General features: G+C 70.5%; 11 protein-coding genes. 8 read left to right on the plus strand and 3 right to left on the minus strand.

Translation table 11 applies throughout. From position 1 onward, the window contains the following. The first annotated feature begins 159 nt into the window (after positions 1 to 159). From nirB to G6034_RS05495, 3 genes are read left to right on the plus strand one after another with little or no spacing between them, the layout of a single operon-like run. On the plus strand, positions 160 to 2,895 hold the full coding sequence (gene nirB, locus G6034_RS05485) for a nitrite reductase large subunit NirB (RefSeq protein ID WP_176634094.1): 2,736 nt from the start codon (positions 160 to 162) through the stop codon (positions 2,893 to 2,895). After that, positions 2,892 to 3,692 (plus strand): uroporphyrinogen-III C-methyltransferase, encoded by an 801-nt coding sequence (gene cobA, locus G6034_RS05490; protein WP_176634095.1) that lies wholly within the window; start codon positions 2,892 to 2,894, stop codon positions 3,690 to 3,692. The genes nirB and cobA overlap by 4 nt, the downstream gene beginning before the upstream one ends. 8 nt (positions 3,693 to 3,700) lie before the next feature. Beyond that, on the plus strand, positions 3,701 to 4,885 hold the full coding sequence (locus G6034_RS05495; protein ID WP_176634096.1) for a uroporphyrinogen-III synthase: 1,185 nt from the start codon (positions 3,701 to 3,703) through the stop codon (positions 4,883 to 4,885). Here G6034_RS05495 and G6034_RS05500 read toward each other — a convergent pair. Further along, positions 4,867 to 5,793: a LysR family transcriptional regulator gene (locus G6034_RS05500; protein ID WP_218063610.1), complete on the minus strand. Its 927-nt coding sequence runs from the start codon at positions 5,791 to 5,793 to the stop codon at positions 4,867 to 4,869. The two genes, G6034_RS05495 and G6034_RS05500, sit on opposite strands and share 19 nt — an antisense overlap. 76 nt (positions 5,794 to 5,869) lie before the next feature. On the opposite strand from G6034_RS05500, the gene G6034_RS05505 reads away from it, so the two are divergent. From G6034_RS05505 to G6034_RS05515, 3 genes are all read left to right on the plus strand, one after another. After that, positions 5,870 to 6,982, plus strand: coding sequence for a YeiH family protein (locus G6034_RS05505; RefSeq protein ID WP_176634098.1), 1,113 nt, complete (start codon positions 5,870 to 5,872; stop codon positions 6,980 to 6,982). Positions 6,983 to 7,023: 41 nt separating this feature from the next. Next, positions 7,024 to 7,731 carry a deoxyribose-phosphate aldolase gene (deoC, locus tag G6034_RS05510; protein ID WP_176634099.1) on the plus strand — a complete coding sequence of 236 codons (708 nt, stop codon included), beginning with the start codon at positions 7,024 to 7,026 and terminating at the stop codon, positions 7,729 to 7,731. Between the two features lie 84 nt (positions 7,732 to 7,815). Further along, positions 7,816 to 8,043 (plus strand): hypothetical protein, encoded by a 228-nt coding sequence (locus tag G6034_RS05515; RefSeq protein ID WP_176634100.1) that lies wholly within the window; start codon positions 7,816 to 7,818, stop codon positions 8,041 to 8,043. A 111-nt stretch (positions 8,044 to 8,154) separates the two neighbouring features. Here G6034_RS05515 and G6034_RS05520 read toward each other — a convergent pair whose 3' ends face one another. Beyond that, the gene (locus G6034_RS05520; RefSeq protein ID WP_176634101.1) at positions 8,155 to 8,703 is read right to left on the minus strand and encodes an acyl-CoA thioesterase; all 549 of its coding nucleotides are present in this window, start codon (positions 8,701 to 8,703) and stop codon (positions 8,155 to 8,157) included. 104 nt (positions 8,704 to 8,807) lie between these two features. Further along, positions 8,808 to 12,467, minus strand: a complete 3,660-nt coding sequence (mfd, locus tag G6034_RS05525; protein ID WP_176634102.1) for a transcription-repair coupling factor — start codon at positions 12,465 to 12,467, stop codon at positions 8,808 to 8,810. 172 nt (positions 12,468 to 12,639) lie between these two features. Between mfd and G6034_RS05530 the strand changes: the two genes are divergently transcribed. Together G6034_RS05530 and nhaA are read left to right on the plus strand one after the other, a co-directional pair. After that, positions 12,640 to 13,140: a DUF2505 domain-containing protein gene (locus G6034_RS05530; protein WP_176634103.1), complete on the plus strand. Its 501-nt coding sequence runs from the start codon at positions 12,640 to 12,642 to the stop codon at positions 13,138 to 13,140. Between the two features lie 223 nt (positions 13,141 to 13,363). Then, positions 13,364 to 14,674 carry a Na+/H+ antiporter NhaA gene (nhaA, locus tag G6034_RS05535; protein WP_176634104.1) on the plus strand — a complete coding sequence of 437 codons (1,311 nt, stop codon included), beginning with the start codon at positions 13,364 to 13,366 and terminating at the stop codon, positions 14,672 to 14,674. The last annotated feature ends 280 nt before the right edge of the window (positions 14,675 to 14,954 follow it).

Consider the following 14,954-nt stretch of genomic DNA (forward strand, 5'->3'; position numbering starts at 1 on the left):
AACCTTCCCTCACCGGAGCCCCGCGGCCGGCCGTGAGGTGAAAGTTAACCCGCCGAAACATAAGCGAAACGGCAGGGCAATGCCGGCTGCCTAGGCTGGAAGCACCCCTTGGCCGCAGCACCGCCAGCACCGGGCCAACCGAAGTGAAAGGCGCCAGCCATGAATCAGGGCTCCACCCATGAAGCAGCAATGCCCCGCCAGGTCCTGGTGGTGGGCGGAGGGCCCGCGGCCCACCGCTTTGTCGAGGCGATGCATGCCCGCGGGCTCGACGGCTGGAACGTCACCGTGCTCGCCGAGGAGGTCCACGCGCCTTACGACCGCGTGGCACTGAGCAGGGCCCTGACCGAGCCGGGCACCGACTTGTCCCTCGGCGACGCCGGCCTCTGGGACCACCCCGCCGTCACCCTGGCCACGGGCAGCCGCGCCGTCAAGCTCGACCCCGCTGCTCGGACCGTCACCACCCTGGGGCCGGACGGCGCCGAGGCCAGCCACCCCTACGACGAACTGGTCCTGGCCACCGGCTCCAACGCCGCCCGGCTGCCCATCCCCGGCGCCGAATCCAGCCACGTCTACCGCACGCTCGACGACGTCCGGGCCCTGAACGCCGAGGTGGCGCGCCTGGCGGGCACCCTTGGCCGCCAGGTCAAGGCCGCCGTCATCGGCGGCGGCCTCCTCGGGCTGGAAGCGGCCGCCGGGCTCATCCAGCTCGGCGCCGACTCCACCGTCATCAACGGCGCGGGCTGGCTCATGAACACGCAGCTGGACGAGGGCGCCGGCCAGGCGCTGGGCCGGCTGGTCGCCGCGAAGGGCATGGCCGCCACCGCCGGGGTGTTCCCCTCCGCCATTGAAACGAACGACGCCGGACACGTCACGGGGGTGCTCCTGGCCGACGGCGCCCTGGTGCAGGCCGACCTTGTGGTGGTGGCCGTCGGCGTGCGGCCCCGCGACGAACTGGCCCGCGGCACGGACGGCGAAGCGGCCCACGGCCTGGTCCTCGGACCGCGCGGCGGCGTGGAGATCGACGATGCCTGCGCCACGGACGTCCCCGGCATCTGGGCCGTCGGCGAGGTGGCCAGCTTCGGCGGCATGTGCCTGGGCCTGGTGGCGCCGGCCAACACGATGGCGGAGATCGTGGCTGACAGGCTGCACGGGGGCACCGCCACCTTCCCCGGCTTTGACACGGCCACCAAGCTCAAGCTCTCCGGCGTGGACGTGGCCAGCTTCGGCGACGCCTTTGCCCGCACGGAGGACAGCCTGGAGGTGGTGTACGCCGATCCCGCCCGCGGCGTCTACCAAAAAATCGTCACGAGCGCGGACGCCAGGACCCTGCTGGGCGGGATCTTTGTCGGCGACGCCGCCCCCTACACGAGCCTGCGCCCCCTGCTGGGCCGGGACCTGCCGGCCGGGCCGGGCGCGTTCCTGTCGGCAGCCGGCGCAGGGGACGCGCCCGCCGTCGAGCTTCCCGACGACGCCATCCTGTGCTCCTGCAACAACGTCTCCGCCGGCACCATCCGCGACGCCGTCAACGGCTGCGGCAGCTGCGACGGCGCCGAACCGGTCAGGGACCTGCCGGGCCTGAAGGCCTGCACCCGGGCCGGCACCCGGTGCGGCTCCTGCGTGCCCCTGCTGAAGAAGCTCCTGGAGGGCGAACTCAGCAAGTCCGGCATCGCCGTGTCAAAGGCGTTGTGCGAACACTTCGGGATGTCCCGCGCGGAGCTTTTTGAGGCGGTCAGGGCCCTGGAGCTGCGCAGCTTCGCGGAGATCCTGGACCGGTTCGGCGTGGACGGGGCCGGGCAGGGCTGCGACATCTGCAAGCCCACCGTGGCCTCCATCCTGGCGAGCCAGCACAGCGAATACGTGCTCGACGCCGGCCGCGGCACCCTTCAGGACACGAACGACCGCGCCCTGGCCAACATGCAAAAGGATGGCAGCTACTCGGTGGTCCCGCGCATCCCGGGAGGGGAGATCACCCCGGACAAGCTGGCCGTGATCGCCGCCGTGGCGCAGCAGTACGGCCTGTACACCAAGATCACCGGCGGGCAGCGGATCGACCTGTTCGGCGCCCGGCTGGAGCAGCTGCCGGCGATCTGGAAGATCCTCATCGACGCCGGCATGGAGTCCGGCCAGGCCTACGGGAAGTCGCTGCGCACCGTGAAGTCCTGCGTCGGTTCCACCTGGTGCCGCTTTGGCGTGCAGGACTCGGTGGCCATGGCCATCACGCTGGAACTGCGCTACCGCGGCCTGCGCAGCCCGCACAAGCTCAAGCTGGGTGTCTCCGGCTGCGCCCGGGAATGCGCCGAGGCGCGCGGCAAGGACGTGGGCGTCATCGCGACCGCGGACGGCTGGAACCTGTACGTGGGCGGCAACGGCGGCGCCACCCCGGCCCATGCGCAGCTGCTCGCCAAGGACCTGGACGACGCCACGCTCATCAGCTACATCGACCGCTACCTGATGTACTACATCCGCACGGCCGACCGCCTGCAGCGCACCGCCCGCTGGCAGGAGGAGCTCGACCCGTCGACAGGCGCAGGAGGGTCCGGCGGCCTGGCCCACGTGGTGGACGTGGTGGTCAACGATTCGCTCGGCATCGCGGCGGACCTCGAGGCCGCCATGGCGCAGCACGTGGAGAACTACGAGGACGAATGGGCGGCCACCCTGGCGGACCCCGAACGGCTCAAGCGGTTCCGTTCCTTCATCAATGCGCCGGAGGCGGCCGACGACGAGATCGCGTTTGTGCCCGAGCGCGGCCAGGTGCGCCCCGCCACGGTGGAGGAGAAGGCGAACGGCCCGGTGCTGATCGCCACGCACATCCCCGTCCGCGGCGCGGCCCCCGTCGAGAGTCGGGACAATCCCCACGCCCTCCCCCAAATGACACAGAAGGCAGGACCATCATGACAAAACGACCCCGCCGCGCCGGCCGGATCACCCTGGTCGGCGGAGGCCCCGGCCCCGCGGACCTCCTCACCCTCCGCGCCGCCAGGGTGCTGGCCACGGCCGACGTGGTCTACTTTGACCGGCTCGGCCCCACCCGGGACCTGGCGAAGCTGGCACCCCACGCCACGTTCGTCGACGTCGGCAAGACGCCCGGCCACCACCGGGTCCCGCAGGCGGAGATCCAGGAGCGCATGGTCGACGGCGCGCGGGCCGGGCTGCACGTGGTCCGGCTCAAGGGCGGGGACCCCTTCGTGTTTGGCCGGGGCGGGGAGGAGGTGGCTGCGGCCGTGGCGGCGGGCATCCCGGTCTCGGTGGTGCCGGGCGTCTCCAGCGCCGTTGCGGTCCCCGGGGCCGCCGGGATCCCGGTGACGCACCGCAACGTCAGCCACCTGTTCACGGTGGTCTCCGGCCATGCGCCCCTGGAACCGCACGAATACCGGCACCTCGCCGGCCTGGGCGGGACCATCGTGGTGCTCATGGGCATCGGCACCCTGCCCTCCCTGGTGGCGGGGCTGCGCCTGGCGGGACTGGCGAATGTTACGCCGGTGGCCGTCGTCGAACGCGGTTTCAGTCACACGCAGCGCACCACGACGGCCACGCTCGGTAGCATTGTGAACGCCGCCTCGGCATGCCGCAATCCCGCGGTCATAGTCATCGGGGACGTGGTGTCCGTGGCGGGCGGGGCAGGCGCGGCGGCCTCGGACCTTCTGCCCGCCGCGGCCGCCCCGTCCGCAGCCAGGGCCCGGCAGCCGGCGTGAAGGAGACCATGAACGATCTACGTGAGGCCGCGCGGGCGCGGCCGTTGCAGGGCTTCCGGATTGGCGTCACCGCCCACCGGCGCGCCGGGGACCTCATTGAGGCGCTGGAGCGGCGCGGCGCCCAGGTGCTGCATGCCCCGGCCCTGAAGATTGCACCAGTGGAAAGCGACGAGGCCCTGCTCGCCGAGATCGCGGCGGTCATTGCGGCGGCCCCGGACGTTGTCCTGGTGACCACGGCCTACGGCATGCGCCGCTGGTGCGAGGCCGCGGACGCCGCCGGCCGCGGGGAGGAACTGCTGGCGGCCCTGGGCCGTGCGGACATTTATGTGCGCGGCCCCAAGGCGCGCGGGGCCGTGCGGGCTGCCGGGCTGGAAGATGCCGGCATCAGCCCCGACGAGACCACGGCCGCCCTGACGGGGCTGGCCATTGCCGCCGGGATCCGCGGCAAGGTCGTGGCCGTGCAGGTGCACGGGTACACGGACGCCGCGGCCCTGGCCCAGCTGCGTGCCGCGGGGGCGGCGGTGCTGACGGTGACCCCGTACCGCTGGGTCAATGCCGAGGACGGGGACCGCCTGTCCCAGCTGATCGACGCCGTGGCCGCCCGGGAACTGGATGTGCTCACCTTCACCAGCGCGCCCGCCGCGGACGCCGTGCTGAGCGCGGCGGCCGCCTCGGGCAGGGGCGCCACGTTCCTTGCCGCGCTGCGCGGGGGCACGGTGCCTGGAGGTGCCTGGGGCGCCGCGCACCCCGACGCCCCGCACCCCGGTGGGACGGCCGCAGTGGCAAGTGCCGCCGTCGGCCCCGTCACCGCGGCACCGCTGCTGGCCGCGGGCATCACGCCGCTGGTGCCGGAACGCTTCCGCATGGGGGCGCTGATCCGCCTGGTCTGCGAACACCTCGAGGAGGCCGGCGCCCTCCGGGTGGAAAGCTCCGCCGGGCTGCTGGAGGTGCGCGGGCAGGCGCTGCTCATCGACAAGGTCCCGGTGCCCCTGGCGCCCGCGCCGCTGCAGCTCCTGAAGTCCCTCATCAGCGCCGGCGGGGCGGTGCGTTCGCAGGGCGAGCTGGCCGCCGGGCTGGGTCTGGGCGGGGCCGGGCATTCCCTGCACATGACCATCAGCCGCCTGCGCGCCGCGCTTCCGGACCCGGGCGTGGTGGAGACGGTGGTCAAGCGCGGCTACCGGATCCGGGTGTAGCCGGCCCCGGCCAGCGTGACCAGCTCGCCCGCGGTTCCGTCCAGGACCCGTCCACCCTTCCACACGGCCCTGATGCGCCGTTCCAGGCGAAGCCCTGCCACGGGCACTTCCACAAGTTCCCCGCGTTCGACGGCGGTGCGCACGGCAAAGTCGCTGAGCACCGCGGCCCCGGCTCCCGCCGTGACGGCGATCCGCACCGCGGCGTTGCTGCGCAGCTCCAGGGCCGGCTTGAGCTGTTCGTAGCCCCTGAGCGCGCGCTCCAGCGCCATCCGGGTGCCGGACCCCGGCTCCCGGACCACCAGGGCGGCCGACGCCAGGTCGGCGCCGGTGAGGGGCCCGGCGCCCGCCCCGGTCACCGGCGGGGCCCGCCGCGCCCAGGGGTGGTCCGGCGCCACCACCACCGCCAGGCGGTCCGCTGCGACCACCAGCCGGCGCAGCCCGGCCGGGATGTTTGGCGATTCCACAAAGCCGACGTCGGCGCCCCCCTGGGCCACCTGTTCAAAGATGTGCCGGGAGTTCTCCACCTCGAGTTCCACCTGGAGGTCCGGGTGGATGCGCTTGAAGGCCGTCAGCCAGCCAGGCATGAGGTATTCGGCCACGGTCAGGCTGGCGCCCACGCGCAGCCGGGTGCGCCGTTCCGTGCCGAGGGCGCCGGCCTGGTCCTGAAGTGTGCGGGCGGCCTGGAGCACCGCCTGCCCCTGGCGCACCAGTTCCGCCCCGGCGGCCGTGGGCCGGGACCCGCCGGTGCGCCGGTCCAGCAGGGCCACGCCCAGGCGCTGCTCGAGTCGGGCCATGGCGCGGCTGGCGTTGGGCTGGGCCATGCCCACGCGCCGGGCGCCCGCGCTGAGGCTGCCCTCCTCCGCGACGGCCACAAACAGCTCCAGGGCGGCCAGGTCCGGCCAACGCATGTTCATATCAATATGATATGGCCTCATCCGCAATTGGCGGCTAGCCGCGCGCCCCGGGCCGCGAAACCATGGAGACATGACCAGCCAGGAACTCTCCTCCCGCGACCGAACCACCGCCCACGGCACGCCCCCGGCCCCAACGCCCCGGGCGCGGGCAGGGCGGCGGCTCGGCACCTTCCTGGCCGGCTGGGGTCCGGCGCGCTGGAGGCTGCTGGCGCCCGGCGTCGGGCTTTCCGCCGTGGCCGCGGCCACGGCCGTGGGCATCAGCACCCTGTGGCCGGGGGCCAGCACCCTCCTCGTGGCGATCGTGCTGGGCGTGCTGTTGCGGAACCTGGTCCGCCTGCCGGAGATGCTCGCCCCGGGGCTGGCCTACGCCGCCAAGACGCTGCTGCGCGCGGGGGTGGTCCTGCTGGGTTACCAGCTGCTGGTCAGCGACGTGCTCTCGCTCGGCGCGGGCATGATCCTGGTGGTCGTGTGCATTGTGGCGCTGGGCATTGCCGGCACCCTGCTGGCCGGAAGGCTGATGGGCGTCAGCCCCACCCAGCGCCTGCTCATCGCCTGCGGCTTTTCCATCTGCGGCGCCGCCGCGGTGGCCGCCGTCGACGGGGTCATCGAAACGCGGGAGCGCCGGGAGGTCATGACGGCCGTCGCGCTGGTGGTCATCTTTGGGACGCTGATGATCCCGGCCCTGCCGGCCGCCGCCGCCCTGCTGGGACTGGGCAGCCACCAGGCCGGGCTGTGGGCCGGCGGGTCCATCCACGAGGTGGCACAGGTGGTGGCGGCTGGCGGCACCATTGGCGGCGCGGCGCTGGGCGTGGCGGTGATCGTCAAGCTCGCCCGGGTGCTGATGCTGGCGCCCGTCATGGCCGCGGTCAGCCTGCGCCAGCGCCGCACCATGGAGCGCTCCAACACCTCCCGGAAGCCCCCCATCATGCCCCTGTTTGTGTTCTCCTTCATCCTCATGCTGGCGCTGCGCGCCTCCGGCTGGCTCCCGGCGGCGGCCCTCGGCTGGTCCACGACCGGGGAGGGCTTCCTGCTGGCTGCGGCCATGTTCGCCCTGGGCACCGGCGTGCACGTGAAGTCCCTGCTGGCGGTGGGGCTGAGGCCGTTTGCGCTGGCAGCCGTTTCCACCGTGTGGGTGGCCGGGCTGGCCCTGGCCGGAGTGCTCATCTTCGGCGGCCGGATGTGACAGCATGGTGGGACGACCACACCACAGGAAGGCACGTACCAATGACGCCGCACGCCACATCCACACCCCAGGATGCCACCTCCGGGCTCGCCAAGTACATCGACCACACGCTGCTCAGGCCTGAGGCTTCCGAGGCGGACATCCTGCGCCTGTGCAAGGAAGCGGCCGAGCACCACTTCAAGTCGGTCTGCGTGAACCCCGTCTGGGTCAGGACCGCCAACCGGGCCCTCCTGGGCACCGGCGTGCTGACCTGCGCCGTTGTCGGCTTCCCGCTCGGCGCCAACAACACCGACGTCAAGGTCTTTGAGGCCCGCGGCGCGACGATGGACGGGGCCGACGAGGTGGACATGGTCATCAACATCGCCGCCGCCCGCGCCCTCGACAGGGATTCCCTGGTCAGCGACATCTCCGCCGTGGCCGAGGTGGTGCACGGCGAGGAATCCATCCTCAAGGTGATCATTGAAACGTCCCTGCTCAGCGACGCCGAGAAGGTCCTGGCCTGCCAGGCGGCCGTCGAGGCGGGCGCCGACTTCGTCAAGACCTCCACCGGCTTCAACGGCGGCGGCGCCACGGCGGCCGACGTCGCCCTCATGCGCCAGACCGTGGGCCCGGACATCGGCGTGAAGGCTTCCGGCGGGGTGCGCACCCTGGAAAAGGCACAGGAAATGATCGCCGCCGGCGCCACACGCATCGGCACCAGTTCCGGCATCGCGATTGTCACCGGCGCCGCGGGCACGTCAGGCTACTAAAACGTACTAAGATCGGGGTAGATCAGAGCGCCGGGAACACCGGTGCAGCCACCCAGATCCCCGTTTTTGGGGTTAGGAGGACCCGTGTCCAGCAACGCCAAGTTCCGTTCCGAGAACAACCTGGTGCAGTCCATCATCCTGTTCATCGTTTTCTTTGGCCTGTTCCTGGGCGGCATATTTGCCATGTCCTTCTGGAGCCTGAACAGCCCCGAGCACGCGTTCATCCCCGGCGGCATCGCGTTCCTGTGCATCTTCCTGGCCCTGATGATCCCCATGACATTCATCGGCCGCTCGGACTCCGCCGGAGAGTAGCCGCTTCAACAGCCCGCAACGGTGGACGGAATCCCGTGATTTTCACGGTGTTTCCGGCCACAGTTGCGGGCGATTTGCTGTTTAACCGCTGGAGGCACGACGCCGGGATCGTCACCTTCCCCAGAGGTGCGGGGCGGGACGCCGGGACCCGGGCAGGGCGTTGTTTTCACGCCAGCCGTGGAGCCAGCCGGGCAATTCCAACGCGGCGGGCGGCTCCCCGAATTCCTCAATGATTCGTTCGTTGCTTACCGGGCCGTCGGGGGACAGCAGGCGCGTGGCGATGTAGGCCCGCGCGTGGATTTCACCCTCAGCCACCATGCATTGTTCAAAGTAGATGGCCTTCGCGTCCAGTCCGATGATCCTGGATTCGACCGTGTAGCGCTGCCACAGCTTCACCGACTTCCGGAACGCGATGGTCTCCGCGGCCACCACGGGGCTCCACTTCAGTTCCCGCATGCGCGTCCAGATGCCGCTGCGCTTCATGAGGTCAAAGCGGCCCAGGTCCATGAGCGAGAAGTACATGCCGTTGTTGACGTGCAGGGCCATGTCGACGTCCGTGGGCCACGCGCGGGTGTGCCAGGAGGAGGCGTCCCAGATGGACAGCGGGCTGCGGCGCCCGGAGCGCAGCAGGTGCAGGAGGGTTCGGATCAGCAGGTGCATGCCCTCATGTTACCCGTGAGTAACATAATCCCCCGTTGGCCCGTTCGAGACAACCCCCTCCGAAGACGGGGCGGGACGTGCCTATCCCCGACCTCGACGGGGCCCTATGCCGGCGCCGGAACGGGCTCGAAGATCGCCTCCAGGACCCCCTCGGCCCAGGTGAGGACCTCGGCGTCGGCCAGGTCCCGGCCGCCGATCCGCGCCGTCTTGGGCTTGGGAATCAGGACGGCGTTGAGCGCGGGCTTGACCATGGCGCCGGGGTACATGCGGTTCAGCCGCATGACCTTCGACTCGGGCAGCTCCGCCGGGGCGAACTTGATGAAATTGCCCTGCAGCGCCACGTCGGAGAGCCCGGCGGCGCGGGCATGAACCTTGAACCGGGCCACGGCAATCAGGTTCCCGGCGGCCGGCGGCAGTTCGCCATACCGGTCCACCAGCTCGGCCACCACTTCATCGATCCCGTCCAGGGACACGGCGGCGGCCAGCTTGCGGTAGGCCTCCAGGCGCAGCCGCTCCCCCGGCACGTAGTCGTGCGGCAGGTGGGCGTTGACGGGCAGCTCGATCTTCATCTCCGCGGCCCGCTGTTCGCCGTCGCCGCGGAACTCGGCCACGGCCTCGCCCACCAGGCGGATGTACAGGTCGAAGCCCACGCCCTGGATGTGTCCGGACTGCTCGCCGCCCAGGAGGTTGCCGGCGCCGCGGATCTCCAGGTCCTTCATGGCCAGGGCCATCCCGGCGCCGAGCTCGTTGTGGGCGGCCACGGCCTTGAGCCGCTCCAGCGCCACCTCGCCCAGCGGCTTGTCCGCCGGGTACAGGAAGTACGCGTAGGCGCGTTCCCGGCCGCGGCCCACGCGCCCGCGCAGCTGGTGCAGCTGGGAGAGCCCGTAGTTGTTGGCCTGCTCCACAATGAGCGTGTTGGCGTTGGAGATGTCCAGGCCGGTCTCGATGATGGTGGTGCACACCAGCACGTCGAAGCGCTTTTCCCAGAAGTCCACAATGATCTGCTCCAGCCGGGATTCGCTCATCTGCCCGTGGGCCACCGCCACGCGGGCGTCGGGGACCAGCTGCTGGATGTGCGCGGCCGTGCGGTCAATGGACTTGACCCGGTTGTGCACATAAAACACCTGGCCCTCGCGCATGAGCTCGCGGCGGATGGCGGCCGCCACCTGCTTGTCCGTGTACCCGCCAACGTAGGTCAGGACCGGGTGCCGCTCCTCCGGAGGGGTGGCCAGCGTGGAGGTTTCGCGGATGCCCGTCATGGACATCTCCAGCGTGCGCGGGATCGGGGTGGCGCTCATGGCCAGCACGTCCACGTTGGTGCGCATCTTCTTCAGTGCCTCCTTGTGCTCCACGCCGAAGCGCTGTTCTTCGTCCACAATGACCAGGCCCAGGTCCTTGAACCCGAAATCGGCGGACAGCAGCCGGTGCGTGCCAATCACCACGTCCACGGAGCCGGTGCGCACGCCGTCGATGATCTCCTTGGACTCCTTGGCCGTCTGGAACCGCGAGAGCGGCTCCACGCGGACCGGGAAGCCGGAGAAGCGTTCGTTGAAAGTCTCGTAGTGCTGCTGCGCCAGCAGCGTGGTGGGGACCAGGACCGCCACCTGCTTGCCGTCCTGCACGGCCTTGAACGCGGCGCGCACTGCAATTTCGGTCTTGCCGTAGCCCACGTCCCCGGAGATGAGCCGGTCCATGGGCACTTCCTTCTCCATGTCCGCCTTGACCTCGTTGATGGCCACCAGCTGGTCCGGCGTCTCCACATACGGGAATGCCTCCTCCAGCTCCGCCTGCCACGGCGTGTCGGGGCCGAAGGCGTGCCCGCGGCTGGCCATGCGCGCCGAGTACAGGCGGATCAGGTCGGCGGCGATCTCCTTGACTGCCTTGCGCGCCTTGGATTTGGTGGCCGCCCAGTCCGAGCCGCCCATCTTGGACAACGCCGGGGCGTCCCCGCCCACGTAGGCGGTCACCTGGTCCAGCTGGTCAGTGGGCACAAACAGCTTGTCCCCCGGAGCCCCCCGCTTGGACGGCGCATATTCCAGGACCAGGTATTCGCGCAGCCCCACTCCCCCGGTGGTTGAGCTTGTCGAAACCCCGGCAACCTTGCGCTGGATCAGCTCCACGAACCTGCCCACGCCGTGCTGTTCGTGCACCACGTAGTCGCCGGCGCGCAGCTGGAGGGGGTCCACGGCGTTCCTGCGCTTGGAGGGCAGCTTGCGCATGTCCCGGGTGGAGACGGCGGAGGCCCGGCCCAGCAGGTCGGCCTCCGTGAGCAGCCCCAGCTTGAGCGAGTCGAGCACAAAGCCGCGGCCCGTGTCCGCCGTGGTCACCTCGATGATGCCGGGCTCGGGCTCCCGGTCCAGAGAGTCCACGCGCGACGCCGGGATGTTGGCTTCGTGGAACAGCTCGGCCAGGCGCTGGGCGGGGCCGGGCCCCTCGGTGGCCACCACCACCCGCCACTGGTCCCGGACGCGGGAGCCGATGAACTCCATCATTTCCGCCACGTCCCCGCGGTAGCCGCGAGGCTCCCTGGCATGCAGGTTGATCACGTCCACGTCCGGCAGGAGCTCGTCGTCCTGGGCCAGGGAGCTGATGGACCACCAGCTGACGCCGTGCGCCAGGGCGGCCTCGCGGGTTTCGGTGAGGGACTTGAACGACGCCGCGGCCAGGTCGACCCCGTCGGGGACCGAGCCGTGCGAAGACAGGTCAAGCGGCGCGGTGCCGCCGTCGGACGCGGTGGACCAGGCGGCCTCGAGGAATTCCTCGTTGGTGGATTCAAGGTCGTGGGCGCGGGCCCGGACCTTTTCCGGCTCCAGCACCACGGCAACGGAGCCGGCCGGGAACAGCGACGTCAGGGGCACCATGCCGTCCACCAGCGCGGGCGCCAGCGACTCCATGCCCTCCACGGCGATGCCGCCGGCAATCTTTTCCAGCATGGCCGCCGCGGCGGGCATGCTGTCCTTGAGCTTCGCGGCGCGGCCCATGACGGTGGGCGTGATGAGGATTTCCCGGCACGGCGGGGCGTACAGCTCCGTGGGATGGGTGATGTCCCCCTTCACCGACGTCAGCGAGCGCTGGTCCGCCACGGAGAACCAGCGCATCGCCTCGACGTCGTCGCCGAAGAATTCGATGCGGAGGGGGTGGCTCTCGGTGGGCGGGAACACGTCCAGGATGCCGCCGCGGACGGCAAATTCGCCGCGGTGGGTGACCATGTCCACGCGCGCGTAGGCGGCCGCCGACAGCTTCTTGATGAGTTCGGTGAACGGCACCTCGTCGCCCACCTTGACCCGCACGGGCACCAGTTCGCCCAGGCCGGACACGATGGGCTGGACCACGGCGCGGATGGGTGCGACGACGACGCGAAGGTGCGCTCCGGCGTCGTACTCGGGGTGGGCCAGGCGGCGCAGGACGGCCAGGCGGCGGCCCACCGTGTCCGAGCGGGGCGACAGGCGCTCGTGCGGGAGGGTCTCCCAGCTGGGGAACTCGGCCACGGCGCCGTCCGGCAGGTAGGAGCGGAGCGCGGCCACGGTGTCCTCGGCCTCGCGTCCGGTGGCCGTCACGGCAAGCACGACGCCGGGTCCCCCGCCGAGTGCCTTGGCCGCGGCCAGCCCGTCGGCCACCTCGGCCAGCAGGACGGGGCGCATGCCGGAGGGCGCGCTGAACTGGAGGTCGGGGCTGCGCTCGGCATGGTCGGCCGCCGCGGAGGCGCGCACCCGGGCAAAGAGCGGATCCCCGGCGAGTGCGGTGCGCAGGCCATTGAGACTCATGGGCGTCATTTTCTCCTGGAAACGGTGCGTGGACGGGCGGGCGTCACTGTCGGGAGCAACACGAAAGCCCGGAATTCATAAGTGAAGGCCGGGAACTTCTCCAGCTTACCCCCGTCCCGGCGGGCCAAGGTAAGGTTGTGCCCGCACCCATTCCCATCCCTTCGGAGGAACCATGGCGCTTACCGCCTCGACCACCTTGTCCGCCACCGCACAGCGCGTCACCGACGTCTTTGCCGACGAGGAGTTCGTCAAACACGTGAGCTTCACAGTGGGCGGCGAGCTGAAGTCGTTCGAGATCAGCGGCCCCACGTCCGGTGCCTTCACCACCAAGACGGTGCGCACGCTGCCCACCACGCGCATGCCGGAGATCGCCCGGAAGGTGGTGGGCGCCTCGCTCACCGTCACCCAGGTGGAGGACTGGAGCGCACCCGCCGCCGACGGCTCCCGCAGCAACAACATCAAGCTGACCGTGGCCGGCGCCCCGCTGGATGTCGCCGCCGTGCAAAGGCTCACCGCTTCCGGCGCGTCCACGCTCGTGGAGCTCAGCGGCGAGGTGAAGTCGGCCATTCCCTTCCTGGGCGCCAAGATCGCCTCCGCCGCCGAACCCGTCATCGGCAAGGCCCTGAACCTGCAGGCAACGCTTGCCCAGGAATGGCTGAGCGAGCACCCGTAGCCGTCCTGTCCTGCGCCGCCGTGGATGCGGCCGCGGCACAGGACGCTGATCTGCGCGGTGCCCGCGCCGTCCCGGGTGGAGGACGGGACCGACGCCACTGGCCGCTGCGGTAAACTGATGGCAGGTGCGCCGGGAAGTCTGGTCGGCAATGACATTGCCGCACCCAAAAAGTTCCGAACCGCAAGATTGGGAACTTTTGCCCCCACCGAAAGGGCAGCCGCCCATGAACCTCCCGTCAGCGCGCCGCATCCTGGCCCGCGGCAGCTTCGCCGAACTGGCCCGCATCAACACCATCCTGCGGTCCGAAACCGTGGGGGGCGCCCTGCTGCTCGCCGCCACCGTCGCCGCCCTCATCTGGGCCAATTCACCGCTGGCCGACGGCTACTTTGCCCTCCGCGACTTCAAGGCCGGCCCCGCGGCCTGGCACCTGAACCTGGCCCTGGGCGGCTGGGCGTCCGACGGCCTCCTGGTGATCTTCTTCTTCGTGGCGGGCCTGGAACTCAAGCGCGAATTTGTGGCGGGCGACCTCCGCAGCCCGGCCCGCGCCGTCGTGCCCATCGCGGCCGCCGTGGGCGGGGTGCTCCTGCCGGCGCTGCTCTTCACCCTTGTGAACCTCACCCAGGGCCCGGCCGTCCTGAAGGGCTGGGCCATCCCCACGGCCACGGACATCGCCTTTGCCCTGGCGGTCCTGGCCGTCATCAGCACGCACCTGCCCAGCGCGCTGCGCACCTTCCTGCTGACCCTGGCCGTGGTGGACGACCTCATCGCCATCGCCATCATCGCCGTGTTCTACCCCGGCGAGCTGCACCTGCAGTTCCTGGCCCTCGCCGCCCTGCCGCTGCTGGCCTTCACCTGGCTGGTGCAAAGGCGCATCCGTTCCTGGTACCTGCTGCTCCCCCTGGCCCTTGCCACGTGGGCGCTGGTGCACAGCTCCGGCATCCATGCCACGGTGGCGGGCGTCCTGCTCGGCTTCGCCGTCCCGGTGGTCCGCTCGGCCAAGCGCGGGGGGCCGGGCGCCGGGCCGGGCCTCGCCGAGCACTTCGAGCACCGCTTCCGCCCGCTGTCCGCCGGCGTGGCGGTGCCATTGTTCGCGTTCTTTTCCGCCGGGGTGGCACTGGGCGGGGCGTCCGGGCTCAAGTCCGCCTTCACCGATTCCGTGGCCCTGGGCATTGTGGTGGCGCTGGTGGCCGGCAAGTTCGCGGGCGTCCTCGGCGCCACCTGGCTGGTCACCAAGACCACCCGGGCCAGGCTCGACGACGGACTGGCCTGGATCGACGTCGCCGGCCTTGCGCTGTTGGCCGGGGTGGGCTTCACTGTCTCCCTGCTGATCAGCGGGCTCAGCTACGGCGAGGACAGCCCGCACGACAGCCACGCCAAGGTGGCCATCCTGGCCGGCTCCGTCATTGCTGCGCTGTTGGCCTCCATTGTCCTGCGCAGCCGGAACCGGCACTACCGGCGCCTGGCTGAGCTTGAGGCCGTAGACGCCGACGGCGACGGCGTCCCGGATGTCTTCCCTGACGGCAACGGTGGCTGAGCCCTTGGCAACTTCGGCCTCCTGCCGGCACCTGGAACGGAACGGAATCTCGTCGATGGTTACCAATAAGTGATGTGGCAATTGTGCCAAAAGGGCTACGCTGGGAATATATGTCAGGGCCGACCGCGGGACGTGTGGATTGGACTGATGCTTCAATTGGGCACGAGAGACATGAGGCAACGATGAAGCCCCGCAATTGGGTCATTTTGGGATTGGGACTGGCAGTGTTAATCGTTGCTGCTGCACTAGTGGTCAACCTGATGCCGGCAAGTACATTGGC

This window comes from Arthrobacter wenxiniae (assembly GCF_013376105.1).
Taxonomy (GTDB): domain Bacteria; phylum Actinomycetota; class Actinomycetes; order Actinomycetales; family Micrococcaceae; genus Specibacter; species Specibacter wenxiniae.